Source organism: Burkholderia sp. HI2714 (assembly GCF_002223085.1).
GTDB classification, from domain to species: domain Bacteria; phylum Pseudomonadota; class Gammaproteobacteria; order Burkholderiales; family Burkholderiaceae; genus Burkholderia; species Burkholderia lata_D.
This window is the reverse complement of the sequence record NZ_NKFM01000067.1, coordinates 397,793-410,773: the sequence shown is the minus strand read 5'-3', so window position 1 is coordinate 410,773 and position 12,981 is coordinate 397,793. Positions and strand designations below refer to the sequence as shown.

At 69.5% G+C, this 12,981-nt stretch carries 20 protein-coding genes and 1 pseudogene; 14 read left to right on the top strand and 7 right to left on the bottom strand.

Translation table 11 applies throughout. The features are described 5' to 3' along the window. The first annotated feature begins 1 nt into the window (after position 1). Positions 2–607, top strand: coding sequence for a DUF4142 domain-containing protein (locus tag CFB82_RS38500; protein WP_089487491.1), 606 nt, complete (start codon positions 2–4; stop codon positions 605–607). A 57-nt stretch (positions 608–664) separates the two neighbouring features. Then, the gene (locus CFB82_RS38495; RefSeq protein WP_069250001.1) at positions 665–1,273 is read left to right on the top strand and encodes a DUF892 family protein; all 609 of its coding nucleotides are present in this window, start codon (positions 665–667) and stop codon (positions 1,271–1,273) included. Between the two features lie 89 nt (positions 1,274–1,362). On the opposite strand, the pseudogene CFB82_RS38490 reads toward CFB82_RS38495, so the two are convergent. Both CFB82_RS38490 and CFB82_RS38485 read right to left on the bottom strand, forming a co-directional pair. Further along, positions 1,363–1,959 (bottom strand): annotated as a pseudogene (locus CFB82_RS38490) (divalent metal cation transporter); the annotation flags it as partial. 26 nt (positions 1,960–1,985) lie between these two features. Continuing rightward, on the bottom strand, positions 1,986–2,645 hold the full coding sequence (locus tag CFB82_RS38485; protein ID WP_089487490.1) for a UdgX family uracil-DNA binding protein: 660 nt from the start codon (positions 2,643–2,645) through the stop codon (positions 1,986–1,988). 195 nt (positions 2,646–2,840) lie between these two features. Here CFB82_RS38485 and CFB82_RS38480 point away from each other — a divergent pair, with 195 nt between their 5' ends. Beyond that, a complete protein-coding gene (locus CFB82_RS38480) occupies positions 2,841–3,317 on the top strand; it encodes a response regulator (protein ID WP_089449139.1) in 477 nt (158 codons plus the stop codon). 30 nt (positions 3,318–3,347) lie between these two features. Here the strand turns inward: CFB82_RS38480 and CFB82_RS38475 are convergent, their stop codons facing one another. After that, positions 3,348–4,559 (bottom strand): MFS transporter, encoded by a 1,212-nt coding sequence (locus CFB82_RS38475; protein WP_089487489.1) that lies wholly within the window; start codon positions 4,557–4,559, stop codon positions 3,348–3,350. Between the two features lie 38 nt (positions 4,560–4,597). After that, complete coding sequence (locus CFB82_RS38470; RefSeq protein WP_089487488.1) at positions 4,598–4,867, bottom strand: DUF4148 domain-containing protein; 270 nt, start codon at positions 4,865–4,867, stop codon at positions 4,598–4,600. Between the two features lie 194 nt (positions 4,868–5,061). Between CFB82_RS38470 and CFB82_RS38465 the strand changes: the two genes are divergently transcribed. Next, positions 5,062–5,955, top strand: coding sequence for a LysR family transcriptional regulator (locus tag CFB82_RS38465; RefSeq protein WP_089487487.1), 894 nt, complete (start codon positions 5,062–5,064; stop codon positions 5,953–5,955). Positions 5,956–6,065: 110 nt separating this feature from the next. Here CFB82_RS38465 and CFB82_RS38460 read toward each other — a convergent pair whose 3' ends face one another. From CFB82_RS38460 to CFB82_RS38450, 3 genes are all read right to left on the bottom strand, one after another. After that, positions 6,066–6,548 carry a PRC-barrel domain-containing protein gene (locus CFB82_RS38460; RefSeq protein WP_069250007.1) on the bottom strand — a complete coding sequence of 161 codons (483 nt, stop codon included), beginning with the start codon at positions 6,546–6,548 and terminating at the stop codon, positions 6,066–6,068. A 91-nt stretch (positions 6,549–6,639) separates the two neighbouring features. Beyond that, on the bottom strand, positions 6,640–7,071 hold the full coding sequence (locus tag CFB82_RS38455; RefSeq protein WP_039371315.1) for a CBS domain-containing protein: 432 nt from the start codon (positions 7,069–7,071) through the stop codon (positions 6,640–6,642). A gap of 79 nt (positions 7,072–7,150) precedes the next feature. Further along, positions 7,151–7,405, bottom strand: coding sequence for a hypothetical protein (locus tag CFB82_RS38450; protein ID WP_069250008.1), 255 nt, complete (start codon positions 7,403–7,405; stop codon positions 7,151–7,153). A gap of 164 nt (positions 7,406–7,569) precedes the next feature. Here CFB82_RS38450 and CFB82_RS38445 point away from each other — a divergent pair, with 164 nt between their 5' ends. The 10 genes from CFB82_RS38445 (at position 7,570) to katE (ending at position 12,974) form a co-directional block, all read left to right on the top strand. Beyond that, positions 7,570–7,875: a hypothetical protein gene (locus CFB82_RS38445; RefSeq protein WP_089487486.1), complete on the top strand. Its 306-nt coding sequence runs from the start codon at positions 7,570–7,572 to the stop codon at positions 7,873–7,875. A 184-nt stretch (positions 7,876–8,059) separates the two neighbouring features. After that, positions 8,060–8,287, top strand: a complete 228-nt coding sequence (locus CFB82_RS38440; RefSeq protein WP_083265987.1) for a hypothetical protein — start codon at positions 8,060–8,062, stop codon at positions 8,285–8,287. Then, positions 8,284–8,595, top strand: coding sequence for a hypothetical protein (locus CFB82_RS38435; protein ID WP_089487485.1), 312 nt, complete (start codon positions 8,284–8,286; stop codon positions 8,593–8,595). Before CFB82_RS38440 ends, CFB82_RS38435 begins: the two co-directional genes overlap by 4 nt. 25 nt (positions 8,596–8,620) lie before the next feature. Beyond that, positions 8,621–8,926, top strand: a complete 306-nt coding sequence (locus CFB82_RS38430) for a hypothetical protein (RefSeq protein ID WP_089487484.1) — start codon at positions 8,621–8,623, stop codon at positions 8,924–8,926. Between the two features lie 112 nt (positions 8,927–9,038). Continuing rightward, positions 9,039–9,548: a DUF892 family protein gene (locus CFB82_RS38425; RefSeq protein WP_069250012.1), complete on the top strand. Its 510-nt coding sequence runs from the start codon at positions 9,039–9,041 to the stop codon at positions 9,546–9,548. 152 nt (positions 9,549–9,700) lie between these two features. After that, a complete protein-coding gene (locus CFB82_RS43555) occupies positions 9,701–9,865 on the top strand; it encodes a hypothetical protein (protein ID WP_179255514.1) in 165 nt (54 codons plus the stop codon). A 91-nt stretch (positions 9,866–9,956) separates the two neighbouring features. After that, complete coding sequence (locus tag CFB82_RS38420; RefSeq protein WP_069250317.1) at positions 9,957–10,145, top strand: DUF3008 family protein; 189 nt, start codon at positions 9,957–9,959, stop codon at positions 10,143–10,145. A 46-nt stretch (positions 10,146–10,191) separates the two neighbouring features. Further along, positions 10,192–10,353: a DUF1328 family protein gene (locus CFB82_RS38415; RefSeq protein ID WP_006767422.1), complete on the top strand. Its 162-nt coding sequence runs from the start codon at positions 10,192–10,194 to the stop codon at positions 10,351–10,353. Then, positions 10,350–10,736, top strand: a complete 387-nt coding sequence (locus CFB82_RS38410; RefSeq protein ID WP_089487483.1) for a DUF3022 domain-containing protein — start codon at positions 10,350–10,352, stop codon at positions 10,734–10,736. The genes CFB82_RS38415 and CFB82_RS38410 overlap by 4 nt, the downstream gene beginning before the upstream one ends. A gap of 93 nt (positions 10,737–10,829) precedes the next feature. Next, a complete protein-coding gene (gene katE / locus CFB82_RS38405) occupies positions 10,830–12,974 on the top strand; it encodes a catalase HPII (RefSeq protein ID WP_089487482.1) in 2,145 nt (714 codons plus the stop codon). The last annotated feature ends 7 nt before the right edge of the window (positions 12,975–12,981 follow it).

Below are 12,981 nucleotides of genomic sequence, written 5' to 3'. Positions count from 1 at the left end.
CATGAAACGACCCAACTGGACGATCGCGGCGTTCGCCGCGGCCGTGCTCGCTGCCGCGGGCGTCGCCCGCGCGCAGATGCCGAGCGAGCCGCCCGCATCGAATTCACATGTGCCCGGCGGCGTGATCAATCCGTCGTCGGGTGCGGGCGACGCGATGATCGCGAAAGCGCCGCAAGGCGGCGACGCGGAATTCGTCGACAAGGCCGCCATCGCCGGCAAGGCCGAGGTGCAGGCGAGCCAGCTCGCGCTGCGGCAGGCGCAGTCGCCGGACGTGCGCGCATTCGCGCAGCGCATGGTGGCCGACCACGGCAAGGCGAATGCGCAATTGAACGAGATCGCCGCGCGCCAGGGCAGGAAGCCGCAGGTCGAACAGATCCAGGATCCCGACGTCGAGGCGCTGCGCGGCAAGCACGGTCGCGACTTCGACGTCGCGTACGTCGCGGCGGCCGGCCCGGATGCGCACCGCAAGGCCGTCGCGCTGTTCGAAGGCGAGGCGCGCGACGGGCGGGATCCGCAATTGCGCGAGTTCGCGAGCGCCACGCTGCCGACGCTGCGGCATCACCTGAGCATGGCGCAGGCGCTCGAAAGCAAGATGGGCGCGCACTGACGCGCGCCCGTTCAACCCCGGGCCGCGCGTGCGGCCCGTCTTTTTGGAGAGGCAGTCATGGCCCATCGGCAACCGAAGCATGAAGGCATCCGCGAATTGCTCTGCCAGGCATACGAAACCGAGCTTGGCGGCGCGAAGATCTACGAAGCCGCGCTGCAATGCGCGACCGACGAGGATCTGCACAAGGAATGGGAGAAGTACCACCGCGAGACGCTGCATCACCAGGAGGTGCTGCGCAAGGTGTTCGAGACGTTCGGCATGGACGCCGACGCGCAGACGCCGGGCCGCAGTGCGGTGGCGGCCATCGGCAAGGCGCTCGTGCATACGATCGAGCAGGCGCAGAAGCAGGCCGAGCCGGCCGTCGCGCAAATCATCGCGGCCGAGTGCGTGGTGCTCGCCGAGACCAAGGATCACCTGAACTGGGAGCTGATCGGCTATGCGGCCGATCAATTGTCGGGCGATGCCGCGAAGACGCTGAAGGACGCGCACGACGAGGTCGAGGCCGACGAGGATCATCACCTGTATCACACGCGGGGCTGGGCGCGCGAGATGTGGATCGGGTCGATGGGCTTCAAGGCGGTGCTCCCGCCGCCGGAAGAAGTGAAGAAGGTCGAATCGGCGGCCGACGCGGCGCGCGCCGAACGTTCGCGCGGCAAGATGATGTGAGCGCGGCGGGCCGGGCATGGCCGCGACGCGGTCGGCCCGGCTCGGCTCGGCGAAAGTCGTGCGCGCGCAATGAATGGACGATGCGCGGTTCAGGTCAGCAGGTCGACGACCATCGTCACGACCGATGCCGCCATCAGCGCGACCGCCAGCCAGCCGAACGTTTTCGACACGATGCCGCTGCCGGGTTGTCCGGCCGTCTCGCGCCGGTGCGACAGCAGCATCACGAGCACGAGCATCGGTACCGCCGCGATACCGTTGAGCACCGCGCTCCAGTACAGCGCCTTGATCGGATCGATGGGGCTCACGCAGATCGCGATGCCGACGATCACGCACAGCGCGAGCACCGCATAGAACGCGGGGGCACGCCGCACCGGCTCGTTCAGCCCTTCGCGGAACCGCCACGCTTCCGCGCAGCCATACGCGGCGCTGCCCGCAAACGCGGGAATCGCGAGCAGCCCGCAGCCGACGATGCCGAACGCGAACACGAGAAACGCGGCTTCGCCGGCGATCGGCCGCAGCGCTTCCGCAGCTTGCGCGGTGGTGCCGATGTCGTGCCGGCCGTGCGCGAAGAACACGGCGGCGCCGACCACCATGATGCAGAACGACACCGCGTTCGTGACGATCATGCCGACCCACGTGTCGAACGTGACGCGCCGCTCGGTGTCGCGGTGCGCGGCGCCCGCGGCCGGCTGCGTGTCGTCGCCCGGTGCGCTCATCGGGTGTCTCCCCGTGCGCCGTGCCGGTGGTCGCGATCGGGGTCGCGCTCGGGTTCGCCGGCCAGGCGCGACGCGGTGCGCAACGCGTCGACGAGCCTCCGGTACGCCTGCTCGCGCGAATCGGCGCCGCGCGTGCGCAGCACGTACGACGGGTGATAGGTCGCGACGACGAGCCGGCCTTCCGCCGTGCGAATCGGCGCGCGCGCGGCCTCGAGCGTCGCATCGTTGTCTTGCAGCAGCGCGCGCAACGCGGTGCCGCCGAGCGCGACGATGACGCGCGGCCGTACCGCGTCGAGTTCGCGTTCGAGCCAGTAGCGGCACGCGGCCACCTCGCGTTGCGCGGGCGTCTTGTGCAGCCGGCGCTTGCCGCGCGGCTCCCATTTGAAGTGCTTGACCGCGTTCGTCAGGTAGCAGTGCGCGCGCTCGATCCCGGCTTCATCGAGTGCGCGGTCCAGCATGCGTCCGGCCGCGCCGACGAACGGCAATCCCTGGCGATCCTCCTGGTCGCCCGGCTGCTCGCCGACCAGCATGATCGTCGCGTCGACGGGGCCGGCGCCGGGCACCGGCTGGGTCGCATGCTCCCACAACGCGCAGCGGCGGCACGCACCGAGTGTCGCCGGTGCGTCGTCGGCGGCGGGCGGCGTCTGGCGCGTCATATGACCACGCCCGTGCGGCCCGGGGCGCGGCATGTCGCGCACGCCAGCGGGGCTGGACGGAAACGAAAGCGCAGCGTGACGCGCATGAAGGGCTCCGGTACGACGATTCGTCCCTGTGCAGCAACCGCCGTTCCGCATCGGCCGGGACGGGCGCGTGGTTTGCGTGGAGGCGGTGTCAACGACAGGAGAAACGCGATGCTTCCCGAACCCGGCGACGATCCGGCCGCGGACGACGTGCTGCTGTGGCGCGCACCCGACAGCGTGCCGAGGCGTCCGCGTCGGGTGCTGATCGTCGACGACTATCGCGACGCGGCCGATGCGCTGCGCCTGCTGCTCGAGGCGCGCGGCTTCGAATGCCGCATTGCCGTCGATCCGTTCGCTGTCTGCGCGATCGCGCGCGACTGGCAGCCGTTCGCGGTCGTGCTCGATATCGCGATGCCGGGCCTCGACGGGCTGCAGCTGGCCGCGCGGCTGCGCGGGGATCCGCATACCGGCGACATGCTGCTCGTCGCGTGCAGCGGGTTGGCGTCGCCACGCGACTGCGAGGCGGCGCGGCAAGCCGGGTTCGACGCGCACTGCGCGAAGCCGCTGACGCCGCACCGGCTGCTCGGTTATCTGGACGCGGCGAGCGGCCGCGCGAAGCCGGACGGGGCGGTTACACGACGCTTGTAAAAACGCCGCCGGGGCGTCGTGGCGCAGGCATCAACCGCCGGTGCGCGTGGCCGCGCGTCGGGCGGACCGGCCCGCGACGACGGCCAGCCCGCCGGCGAGCGCGAGCAGTGCCGCGCTCATCGCGAAGGTCGCGCGGTAGCCGTGCAGGTCGAACAGCATGCCGCCGATCGTCGCGCCGAGCCCGATCGCGAGTTGCACGACCGCCACCATCAGCCCGCCGCCGGCTTCCGCATCGTGCGGCAGCGTACGGGCGAGCCACGTCCACCAGCCGACCGGCGCCGCGGTGCCGAGCAGGCCCCATGCGCCGAGCAGGCAGGCGGTTGCCGCCGTGGAGCCGCCGACGACCATCAGCGCCGCCGCGATCGCGGCCATCAGTACCGGCGTGGCCACGAGTGTCCGGTAGAGCCCGCGTGCCAGCACGCCGCCGATCAGGAACGTGCCCGCGAAACCCGCGATGCCGATCACGAGCAGGATCAGCGACAGCGTGACGGTGCCGGCGTGCGTGACGGTTTCGAGGAACGCACGCAGGTAGGTGAACAGCGTGAACTGGCCCATGAAGAACACGCTGACCGCCGCCATGCCGAGCGCGACCGGCGGCCGGGCCAGCAGCCTGAGCGCGTTGGCCGACGTGTCGCGCGGCGCGGACCGCATCGACGGCAGGCTGACGAGCTTCCAGCCGAATGCGATCGCGGCGACCGGCACGACGCAGAAGAACGCCCAGCGCCACCCGACGATCCCGCCCAGAAAGCTGCCGAGCGGGGCCGCGACGACGGTCGCCAGCGCATTGCCGCCGTTCACGATCGCCAGCGCGCGCGGCACGTGCGGCGCCGGCACGAGGCGCATCGCGGTGGCGGCCGACATCGACCAGAAGCCGCCGATCGCCACGCCGATCAGTGCCCGGCCGGCGATGAACGCGGCGTAGTTCGGCGCGAATGCGACGAGCGTGCCGGACACGATCGTCAGCAGTGTCAGCAACAGCAGCAACGGCTTGCGATCGCGCCGGCCGGCGAGCGACGCGATGAACAGGCTCGTGACCAGCGCGAAAGCGCCCGACACGGAGATGGCCTGGCCGGCCTGCCCTTCGCTGACGTGCAGGTCGCCTGCAATCGGCGTGAGCAGGCTGACGGGCATGAACTCGGAGGCGACCAGCGCGAACGCGCCGAGCGACATCGCGAGGACGGCGCCCCACGCGGCCGCGCCGTCAGGTGCCGTGCCGCGATCGGGAGTGGAGACGGATTGCATGTCGGGAACCGGATCGGAAGGGCGGGGCGGTCGCGCGCTCAGTCGCAATGCGTCGTGGCGCCGTGCACGGCGAGCTGCGTGCGCGCGTCGTCGGCGCGCCCGGCCTGCACCCGGGCCGCGGCGGCCTGGGCGTCGTCGACCCAGCTGCGCGGGTTCATGCGTGCGGGATTGAAGCCGGCGGCCTCGTAGCGCTGCATGTCCTCGCGGACCTGCTCGCGCGTCAGGCCCGGTGCGGATTGCGCGAACAGCGAGCCGGACGCGACAAGCGTGGCGATCGCGGTGACGGCAGTGAGAAAGCGGGTAGTCATGAGATTGGGCTCCGGAATGCGGGGAGTCCGAGCGTCCGGGCGCTGCCGCGACGCATCGGGTCGATGGCTTCGCAGTCTAGCGAGCCGTCCCGGATCGATTAAGTAGCGCGGCGCGCTTGGACTGATGAGCCAAACTGATGAATCGCCGCCGGCGGTGCTACGATTGGCGTCCGTCCCGACCGGAGCTTTTCGACATGGCGCGCGAAAATCTGAACGACCTGCTCGTCTTTCTCGCGGTGGCCCGCGACCGCAGCTTCACGCGCGCGGCCACGCGGCTCGGCGTGTCGCAGTCGGCGCTGAGCCACACCATTCGCGATCTCGAAGCGCGGGTCGGCGTGCGGCTGCTGACGCGCACGACGCGCAGCGTGTCGACGACCGACGCGGGCGAAGCGCTGTTCCAGGCGGTGGCCCCGCGCATCGACGAGATCACCGCGCAACTGGCCGCGCTGTCGGATTTCCGGGACAAGCCGGCCGGTGTGGTGCGCATTACGGCGACCGAGCATCCGATCGATACGATCATCTGGCCGAAACTCAGGCAGATCCTGCCCGACTACCCGGATATCCGCATCGAGCTGTCGGTCGATTACGGGCTGTCGAACATCGTCGAGGAGCGCTACGACATCGGCGTGCGCTACGGCGACCAGGTGGCGAAGGACATGATCGCCGTGCGGATCAGCCCGGATGTCCGGATGGCGATGGTCGCGGCGCCGGCCTATCTCGACGGCCGCAAGCCGCCGAAGAAGCCGCAGGACCTGCTCGATCACGATTGCGTCACGTTGCGGCTCGCCACGGCGAAGGGCATCTATGCGTGGGAGCTGAAGAAGGGCAGGAACGACGTGCTGGCGCGCGTGAACGGCCGGATCACCTGCAACACGCAGCCGCACATGGTCCAGGCGGCGCTCGACGGCTTCGGCATCGCGTTCGTCACCGAGGACATCGTGCTGGAGCATGTCCGCAACGGCAGCCTGCGGATCGTGATGCCGGACTGGTGCCCGGTCTTTCCCGGCTACCACGCGTACTATCCGAGCCGCCGCCCGGCGTCGCGCGCGTTCACCATCGTGATCGACGCGTTGCGGCATCGCGCGTAGCGCGTGTCGCGTCGGGGCCGCCGTCGCGACGGCCGGCAAGAAAAACGCCCCGCGCGGGCGGGGCGTTCGAAGCGGCTGCGCCGGTGAACCGGCGCAGCGCGATGGCGCGATCAGAGACGGTCGCGTGAGCGCGGATCGTTCAGTTCCTCGGTCGGGTCGGTCAGCCCGAGTTCGTCGCCGGCGCTCCAGTACGGCGCGCTGCCGTAGAACTCGTGCAGCGGCCCGGCCCATTGCGGATCGGCCATCGCCGGCCAGTGGTCCTTGTCGAACCCCGGTGCGTTGCGGATCCGCTCGGACGACACCGACAGCAGGAAGCATTTGCGCTCGGTGTCGAGCGTGAGCGCGCTCCACGGGATCGCGTGCAGCTTGTCGCCGATGCCGAGGATGCCGCCGCTCGACAGCACCGCGTAGGCGACGCGGCCGGAGCGCACGTCGAGCATGATGTCCTTGATCTTGCCGACATCGTCGCCGTCGGTCGTATAGACCTTGTCGCCTTCCAGCGTATCGGCCGCCATCACGTCGGGGCCAGGGCCGGCCGCCGTTGCTGCGCCCTTGCCGATGATGCGGGTCTGACCTTGATCGGAAGTCTGCATGGTTTCCTCCAGACTGTATGAGGCGCGACGGTGCCCGGGGCGGGCCCTGCGGGTCGCGCGGGGTGGTCGGGACGGGGCAGGGATCGCTCCGTCACGTCTGCTTCGGTTGCGACACGCCTTCGAGCGTGTTCGCGAGATCGTCCCGCTCGGGGCCGGCCATGCGTGTCGCGATATCCGCGAGCGACAGCATGCCGACCAGCCGCTTGTCGTGATCGACGACCGGCAGGCGGCGCAGTTGCGCGTCCGCCATGTAGTGCTGGATCTCGTCCAGCGAATCGTCGTCGAAACACCATTCGATCGGTCCCGACGCGACTTCGTGAATGCGCGTCTCCGGCGGCTTGCCGGCCGAAATCGCGCGCACCGCGAGATCCCGGTCCGTCACCATCCCGATCAGCCGGTTGTTGTCGCACACGGGCAGGGCGCCGACGTCGTAGCGCTCCATCAGTTGCGCGGCATGACGGATCGAGTCGGTCGGTGCGATGTGCACGACGTCCTGCGACATGATTTCGTTGACGCGATGCATGAAATTCTCCTCACGAGTTCGGTAGTGCAATGGATGGAAATGGGCGGGACGGAATCAGCAAGCCACGTGCCGTGGGCGCTCACGTGTCGCCGCGTTCGCGCTTGTCCTGCCACGGCCCCTCGTCGTGCGTGCCGGGCGGCGTGTCCGGCTCGATGCGCGTGACACCGCCGGTCGCGGGCGGGTCGCTCGCGGGAAACGTATCCTCGAGCTGCTTGTCGATATGGCGTTCCGAGTGGCGCGTCCGCGCGCGGTCGCGGTGCTTGAGCGGCGGCGACGGATCGGGTTGCCGTTCGTGTGCCGGCGCGTCGTGGCCGGTCCGGGTCGAATCCTTCATCGCGAGCCTCCGTGTCGATGCCGATGGCGTGTCCCATTCGCAACGGCCATGCCCGGTATGCGCCGAGATGCGCCGGACGCGAGCGGCACGCGACTTGCCGTGATGACGACGAAAGCGCGTGGCGCAACCGGTGCCGGCCGCGCACCCATCGAGCGGGAGGCACGATGACGATTCCGAAACGACGACCGGGCGTGCGCTACGAGGTCAACGTCTGCGGCGGCGGATTCGATTCGTTGAAGAGCCATTTCAACGAATGGAAGCATGAACCGCTGATCTACCGGCCCGAGCGCCGGATGTTCGAAGGCAAGGCCGACGTGAGGCCGCTCGGCGGCGAGACGTTCGGCTTGACCGAGCCGGCGCGGTTCGCGCTGCAGCGTGCGTGCGAGCCGTCCGATTCGTATGCGCTCGCCGCGCAGGTGCGCGATGACGGCCGCGAGCGATGGCTCGTGATGGCCGCTTACGACGCGTAGCCGCGCCGTTGCAAGATTTGCAGCGGACGGTGTAGCGAAGGCACGGCAGGCCGTTCGCGGCGCCCGCGTGCGCAGCGCGGCGGCTAGGCGGACGACGTGGACGACGGCATGCGGCTTGCGCACCCTGGGCAGGCGCAGGTCGCGCCCGCAGTCGACCCGCCGACCCCGCAATGAAGGAGTGCCGATGACACATGACGCAGCGCAGTGGTTGCAGCGGCCCGAACCGCCGCTATCCGACATCGGGCCGGATCCGGACCCGCCCGATCCCGACGATTTGCCGCCCGACCTGCCCGAGCCGTACCGGGAGCCCGAGGGCGACCCACCGGGGCATGCACCGCCCGAGCGCGAGCCGCCCGTGCATACGCCGCCGATGGGTGCGGTAACGCGAACGCGCAACGAGGTATTGCCATGAGCATCCGTGTGAAACCCGGCGTGTTGCGCGACATCGCCGAAACGCTTGGCCGCCATTTCGAGGCGCGCGCGATGCCGTTCCATATCGAGGAAGCGACGCTCGATGCGTTGCATATCGGCTTTCGCGTCGACGGCCATCCGGCGTCGCTGACCGTGGCGTTCGACGCCGACGCGTTCGCCGCGCTCGAGCAGGCCGGCATCGAATCGCAGCGCCGCGCGCTGACGCGCGTCGCGGTGGAGTTCGACGAGATGATGGCGCGTCGCGCCCCGACCGCCTACGCAGGCGATTTCCGTTTCAACCGGCTATGAGACGTCGATCACAGGGAGGATTTCGATGAACCCGATCCAGACGATACGCATGGGCATCCTTGCGTTCGCCGCCGCGTGCGCGCTGGGTGCATGCACGCAACCGGCGAACGGCCCCTACGGTACCCGCGGTGCGCCACCCGACAGCCGTGGGACACAGTCGACCACGACGACGCCCGACGCGAATGCGCGTGGCGATACGCACCCGGCGCCGGCCACCATGATGCCGCAGGGCGCGGCCGGCGGCGAATCGGCCGACGGGCCGTCCACCGGCGCGAACGGCGCGCAGGGCGACCGGCCGCTGCCGGGCACGCCGCCGCTGATGCAGTACTGACCCGGCACCGGGACATCACCCACCGGACGTGCGCGGGATCGCGTGCGCCGAGCAACGCGCCGTCCAGTGCGGCGCACGGCATGCCGCCGCGCGACGCGGCCGGAGGAAACCGATGGCGAATCCGCGCGAACACCTGGAAGACTGGCTGCGCGATGCCTATGCGATGGAGCGGCAGGCGGAGATGCTGCTCGCCGCGCAACTGAAACGGCTCGATCACTATCCGCAGTTGCAGGACCGGCTGCGCCTGCATCTCGACGACACGCTCGGCCACCAGGCGCTCGTCGAAGCGTGCCTGATGCGGCTCGGTACGACGCCGTCCGCGATCAAGGACCTCGCCGCGCGGATCACCGCGTACGGCCGGATCGCGAGCGGCATGCTGGCCGTCGACGAAGTGGTGAAGGGGGCGTTGGCCGGTTATGCGTTCGCGCAGGTCGAGATCGCCGCGTATACCGCGCTCGTCGCCGCGGCGCAGGCAGCCGGCGAAGCGGAGATTGGCGCGTGCTGCGAACGGATCCTGCAACAGGAGCGCAGCGTGGCCGCTTGGCTGCTGAGTCACCTGCCGGCACTGACGACCGCCTTTCTCGATCGTTCGGCCGTCGATCGCATCGATGCGAAGCGATGACGGCCGACGATCCGGCATGCTTCCCGGCTCCCGGAACGCGTGTCCAAAACTTGCCGCCGGCTTGTAAATAAGCGGCTCCCGCCTGCGGCGACACGCGGGGCGAACCCGCAACGAACGCGCTTCGACGAGCTGGCATGCTCAATGCATGAGGCATGCAGACGGTCAATCGTGAATCGAATCGCCTGACGGCTTTCGAAGCCGTGTTCGGCGGTGCCGCGCGCGGCCTAGGCATCGTTTTTGCGCATTGCCCGGTGACGCAGGATCGCCAGGCGATGACGATTTCGCCGGCCGGCCCGTGGCGTCGCGACGCGGCGTGAGAGCCGGGCGATTCGACCGCGCTCAACCGCGTTCAACCGCGTGCGTGCCACCGCTTGCCGCGATGCACGCACCCACGAGAGGAGCACGACCATGCCAGCAAAATCGCAGGCCCAGCAACGCGCCGCCGGGGCCGCCCTGTCGGCCAAGCGCGGCGAGACGAAAATGAAGGATCTCAAACCGCCTTCGAAGTCGATGGCCAAATCGATGAGCGAAAAAGAGCTCGAGAAAATGGCCTCCACGCCGGTCCACGGCAAACCGAAACACAAGCACGACGCCTGATCGATGCCGACGCATGTCGACGACCGCTGTCATCCAGGAGGGTTCCATGCTTCGATACGCCATCATCTTCTTCATCATCGCGATCATCGCGGCCGTGTTCGGTTTCGGCGGCATCGCAGCCGGCGCGGCGGAGATCGCGAAGATCCTGTTCTACATCTTCGTGGTGATCTTCCTGGTCACGCTGCTGCTGGGCGTGGTCCGACGATGAGCGTCACGCCCGACCGGTCGCAGCGCATCTCGGAACTCGAGCATGCGCTCGCGAACGGTTTCCCGTCGGAATCGACCGTCGTCGTGCATGCGGACGACGCGTCCGGGCGGCTGACCATCCAGGTGTCGTGGGTGCGCGTGCCGGCCGACGCAAGCGCGCGCGACTGGCGTTGCGCGGTCGACCTGCGGTTCGATCCGGACGTGATCGCCCGCTATGCGTCGCTTGACGCGGCCGACCGGCTGCGCGTGCGCACGCATCTGTGCGACGGCGCGCGACGCGCGGTGGACGCACGCAAGCCGCGCGTCGACGATGCGGCGATCGAGTGCAACGTGGCGCTCGACGTGACGCGCGCCGAACTCGACGCGGCGTTGCGCGCGCCCTGAGGCCACCGCCGGCCGGCGGGTGCGGTCGCGCCCGGCCGCGCCGGTTTTCCAGCTGTCCCCGCCACGTGCGCGCCGCAGCAACGCGGCGCGTGCATGGCGGATACCCATCCAAACGCCACGAGGACCCGATCGATGACCCTTTCCCCCTCTTCCGGCAAGACGCCGCCCGCCCAGCCGCAGGACAGCGCGAAATCGCGCCAGCTCGACGAGCACCGCTCGCGGCCCGACCACGAGGCACTGCGCACCAACCAGGGCGTGCGGATCGCCGACAACCAGAACACGTTGCGTGGCGGCCCGCGCGGCCCGTCGTTGCTCGAAGACTTCATCATGCGCGAGAAGATCACGCATTTCGATCACGAGCGCATTCCGGAGCGCGTGGTGCACGCGCGCGGCTCGGCCGCGCACGGCGTGTTTCGCGTGTACGAGCCGATGGCCGACTACACGAAGGCCGCCTTCCTGCAGGACCCGGCCGCCGAAACGCCGGTGTACGTGCGGTTCTCGACGGTACAGGGGCCGCGCGGCTCGGCCGATACCGTGCGCGACGTGCGTGGCTTCGCGGTGAAGTTCTATACCGAAGAGGGGAACTACGATCTCGTCGGCAACAACATGCCGGTGTTCTTCATCCAGGATGCGATCAAGTTTCCCGATTTCGTGCATGCGGTGAAGCCCGAGGCGCCGAACGAGATGCCGACCGGTGCGTCCGCGCACGACACGTTCTGGGATTTCGTGTCGCTGGTGCCGGAGACCACCCACACGGTGCTGTGGCTGATGTCCGACCGTGCGCTGCCCGCGAGCTTCCGCGCGATGGACGGCTTCGGCGTGCACACGTTCCGCTTCGTGAACGTGGCCGGCGCCGAGCGTTTCGTGAAGTTCCACTGGCGGCCCGTGAGCGGCGCGTATTCGCTGCTGTGGGACGAGGCGCAGCGGATTGCCGGCCACGACCCGGACTTCAACCGGCGCGACTTGTGGATGGCGATCGAGCGCGGCGACTATCCGGAGTTCGAACTCTGCGTGCAGATGATCGATCCGGCCGATGCCGGGAAGTTCGACTTCGACCTGCTCGACCCGACCAAGCTGGTGCCGGAAGAGTTGGTGCCGGTGCGGCCCATCGGCCGGATGACGTTGAACCGCAATCCCGACAACTTCTTCGCGGAAACCGAGCAGGTCGCGTTTCACCCGGGGCACGTGGTGCCGGGCATCGACTTCACGAACGATCCGCTGCTGCAGGGGCGGCTGTTCTCGTACACCGATACGCAGTTGAGCCGGCTCGGCGGCCCGAACTTTCACGAGATCCCGATCAACCGCCCGGTGTGCCCGTTCGCGAACAACCAGCGCGATGCGATGCACCGGCAGACGATCAACGTCGGGCAGGCGTCGTACGAACCGAATTCGACGAGCGGCGGCTGGCCGCGCGAGACGCCGCCCGCGCCGGCCGGCGGCGGCTTCGAGACCGTGCACGAGCCGCTCGAAGGCGACAAGGTGCGCGTGCGCAGCGAGACGTTCGCCGATCATTTTTCGCAGCCCGCGCTGTTCTACCAGAGCATGACCGAGATCGAGCAGCGGCATATCCGCGACGCATACTGCTTCGAGCTCGGCAAGGTGACGCAGCCGCACATTCGCGAGCGGGTGGTCAACGACATCATCGCCCGCTTCGACGCGGGGCTGGCCGCGCAGGTGGCCGAACGGCTCGGGCTGCCCGCGCCGCACGGAGGTGCGACGCCGGCGGTCGCGCAGCGTTCGCCCGCGCTGAGCCTGATCGGCCGCGCGAAGCCCGGCATCCGGTCGCGCAAGATCGCGCTGATCGCGACCGCCGGGACGAGCCAGGCGCTCGTCCAGCAGGTGCGCGATGCGCTGCAGGCCGCGCACGCGGTGCCGACGATCGTCGCGCCGACGCTGGCGCCGATCGGCAGCATCGTGCCGCAGGCGACGCTGGCCGGCATGCCGTCGGTGATGTTCGATGCGGTGTTCGTGTGCGGCGGCGACGGCGACGGCCGCGACCTCGCGCACAGCGCCGACGCGCGGCATTTCGTGCGCGAAGCGTTCAAGCACCTGAAGCCGATCGCGGCCGTCGGGTCGGGGCGGCAATTGCTGAGCGCCGCCCACTTGCCGGACCCGGCCGAAGGCGTGTGCGTCGGGCAGGCCGTCGATCTCGACGCAGTCCTGAACGACCTGTCCGACCACCTCGGCCGTCATCGCGTCTGGGCGCGCGAGCAGCAGGCCGCCGAGTTGCCGGCCTAGCGCCACG

Coding starts and splice junctions, on each gene's coding strand:
- CFB82_RS38500 (WP_089487491.1), top strand. CDS start 2: ATGAAACGACCCAACTGGACGATCGCGGCGTTCGCCGCGGCCGTGCTC.
- CFB82_RS38495 (WP_069250001.1), top strand. CDS start 665: ATGGCCCATCGGCAACCGAAGCATGAAGGCATCCGCGAATTGCTCTGC.
- CFB82_RS38485 (WP_089487490.1), bottom strand. CDS start 2,645: ATGACGCGCCAGACGCCGCCCGCCGCCGACGACGCACCGGCGACACTC.
- CFB82_RS38480 (WP_089449139.1), top strand. CDS start 2,841: ATGCTTCCCGAACCCGGCGACGATCCGGCCGCGGACGACGTGCTGCTG.
- CFB82_RS38475 (WP_089487489.1), bottom strand. CDS start 4,559: ATGCAATCCGTCTCCACTCCCGATCGCGGCACGGCACCTGACGGCGCG.
- CFB82_RS38470 (WP_089487488.1), bottom strand. CDS start 4,867: ATGACTACCCGCTTTCTCACTGCCGTCACCGCGATCGCCACGCTTGTC.
- CFB82_RS38465 (WP_089487487.1), top strand. CDS start 5,062: ATGGCGCGCGAAAATCTGAACGACCTGCTCGTCTTTCTCGCGGTGGCC.
- CFB82_RS38460 (WP_069250007.1), bottom strand. CDS start 6,548: ATGCAGACTTCCGATCAAGGTCAGACCCGCATCATCGGCAAGGGCGCA.
- CFB82_RS38455 (WP_039371315.1), bottom strand. CDS start 7,071: ATGCATCGCGTCAACGAAATCATGTCGCAGGACGTCGTGCACATCGCA.
- CFB82_RS38450 (WP_069250008.1), bottom strand. CDS start 7,405: ATGAAGGATTCGACCCGGACCGGCCACGACGCGCCGGCACACGAACGG.
- CFB82_RS38445 (WP_089487486.1), top strand. CDS start 7,570: ATGACGATTCCGAAACGACGACCGGGCGTGCGCTACGAGGTCAACGTC.
- CFB82_RS38440 (WP_083265987.1), top strand. CDS start 8,060: ATGACACATGACGCAGCGCAGTGGTTGCAGCGGCCCGAACCGCCGCTA.
- CFB82_RS38435 (WP_089487485.1), top strand. CDS start 8,284: ATGAGCATCCGTGTGAAACCCGGCGTGTTGCGCGACATCGCCGAAACG.
- CFB82_RS38430 (WP_089487484.1), top strand. CDS start 8,621: ATGAACCCGATCCAGACGATACGCATGGGCATCCTTGCGTTCGCCGCC.
- CFB82_RS38425 (WP_069250012.1), top strand. CDS start 9,039: ATGGCGAATCCGCGCGAACACCTGGAAGACTGGCTGCGCGATGCCTAT.
- CFB82_RS43555 (WP_179255514.1), top strand. CDS start 9,701: ATGCAGACGGTCAATCGTGAATCGAATCGCCTGACGGCTTTCGAAGCC.
- CFB82_RS38420 (WP_069250317.1), top strand. CDS start 9,957: ATGCCAGCAAAATCGCAGGCCCAGCAACGCGCCGCCGGGGCCGCCCTG.
- CFB82_RS38415 (WP_006767422.1), top strand. CDS start 10,192: ATGCTTCGATACGCCATCATCTTCTTCATCATCGCGATCATCGCGGCC.
- CFB82_RS38410 (WP_089487483.1), top strand. CDS start 10,350: ATGAGCGTCACGCCCGACCGGTCGCAGCGCATCTCGGAACTCGAGCAT.
- katE (WP_089487482.1), top strand. CDS start 10,830: ATGGCGGATACCCATCCAAACGCCACGAGGACCCGATCGATGACCCTT.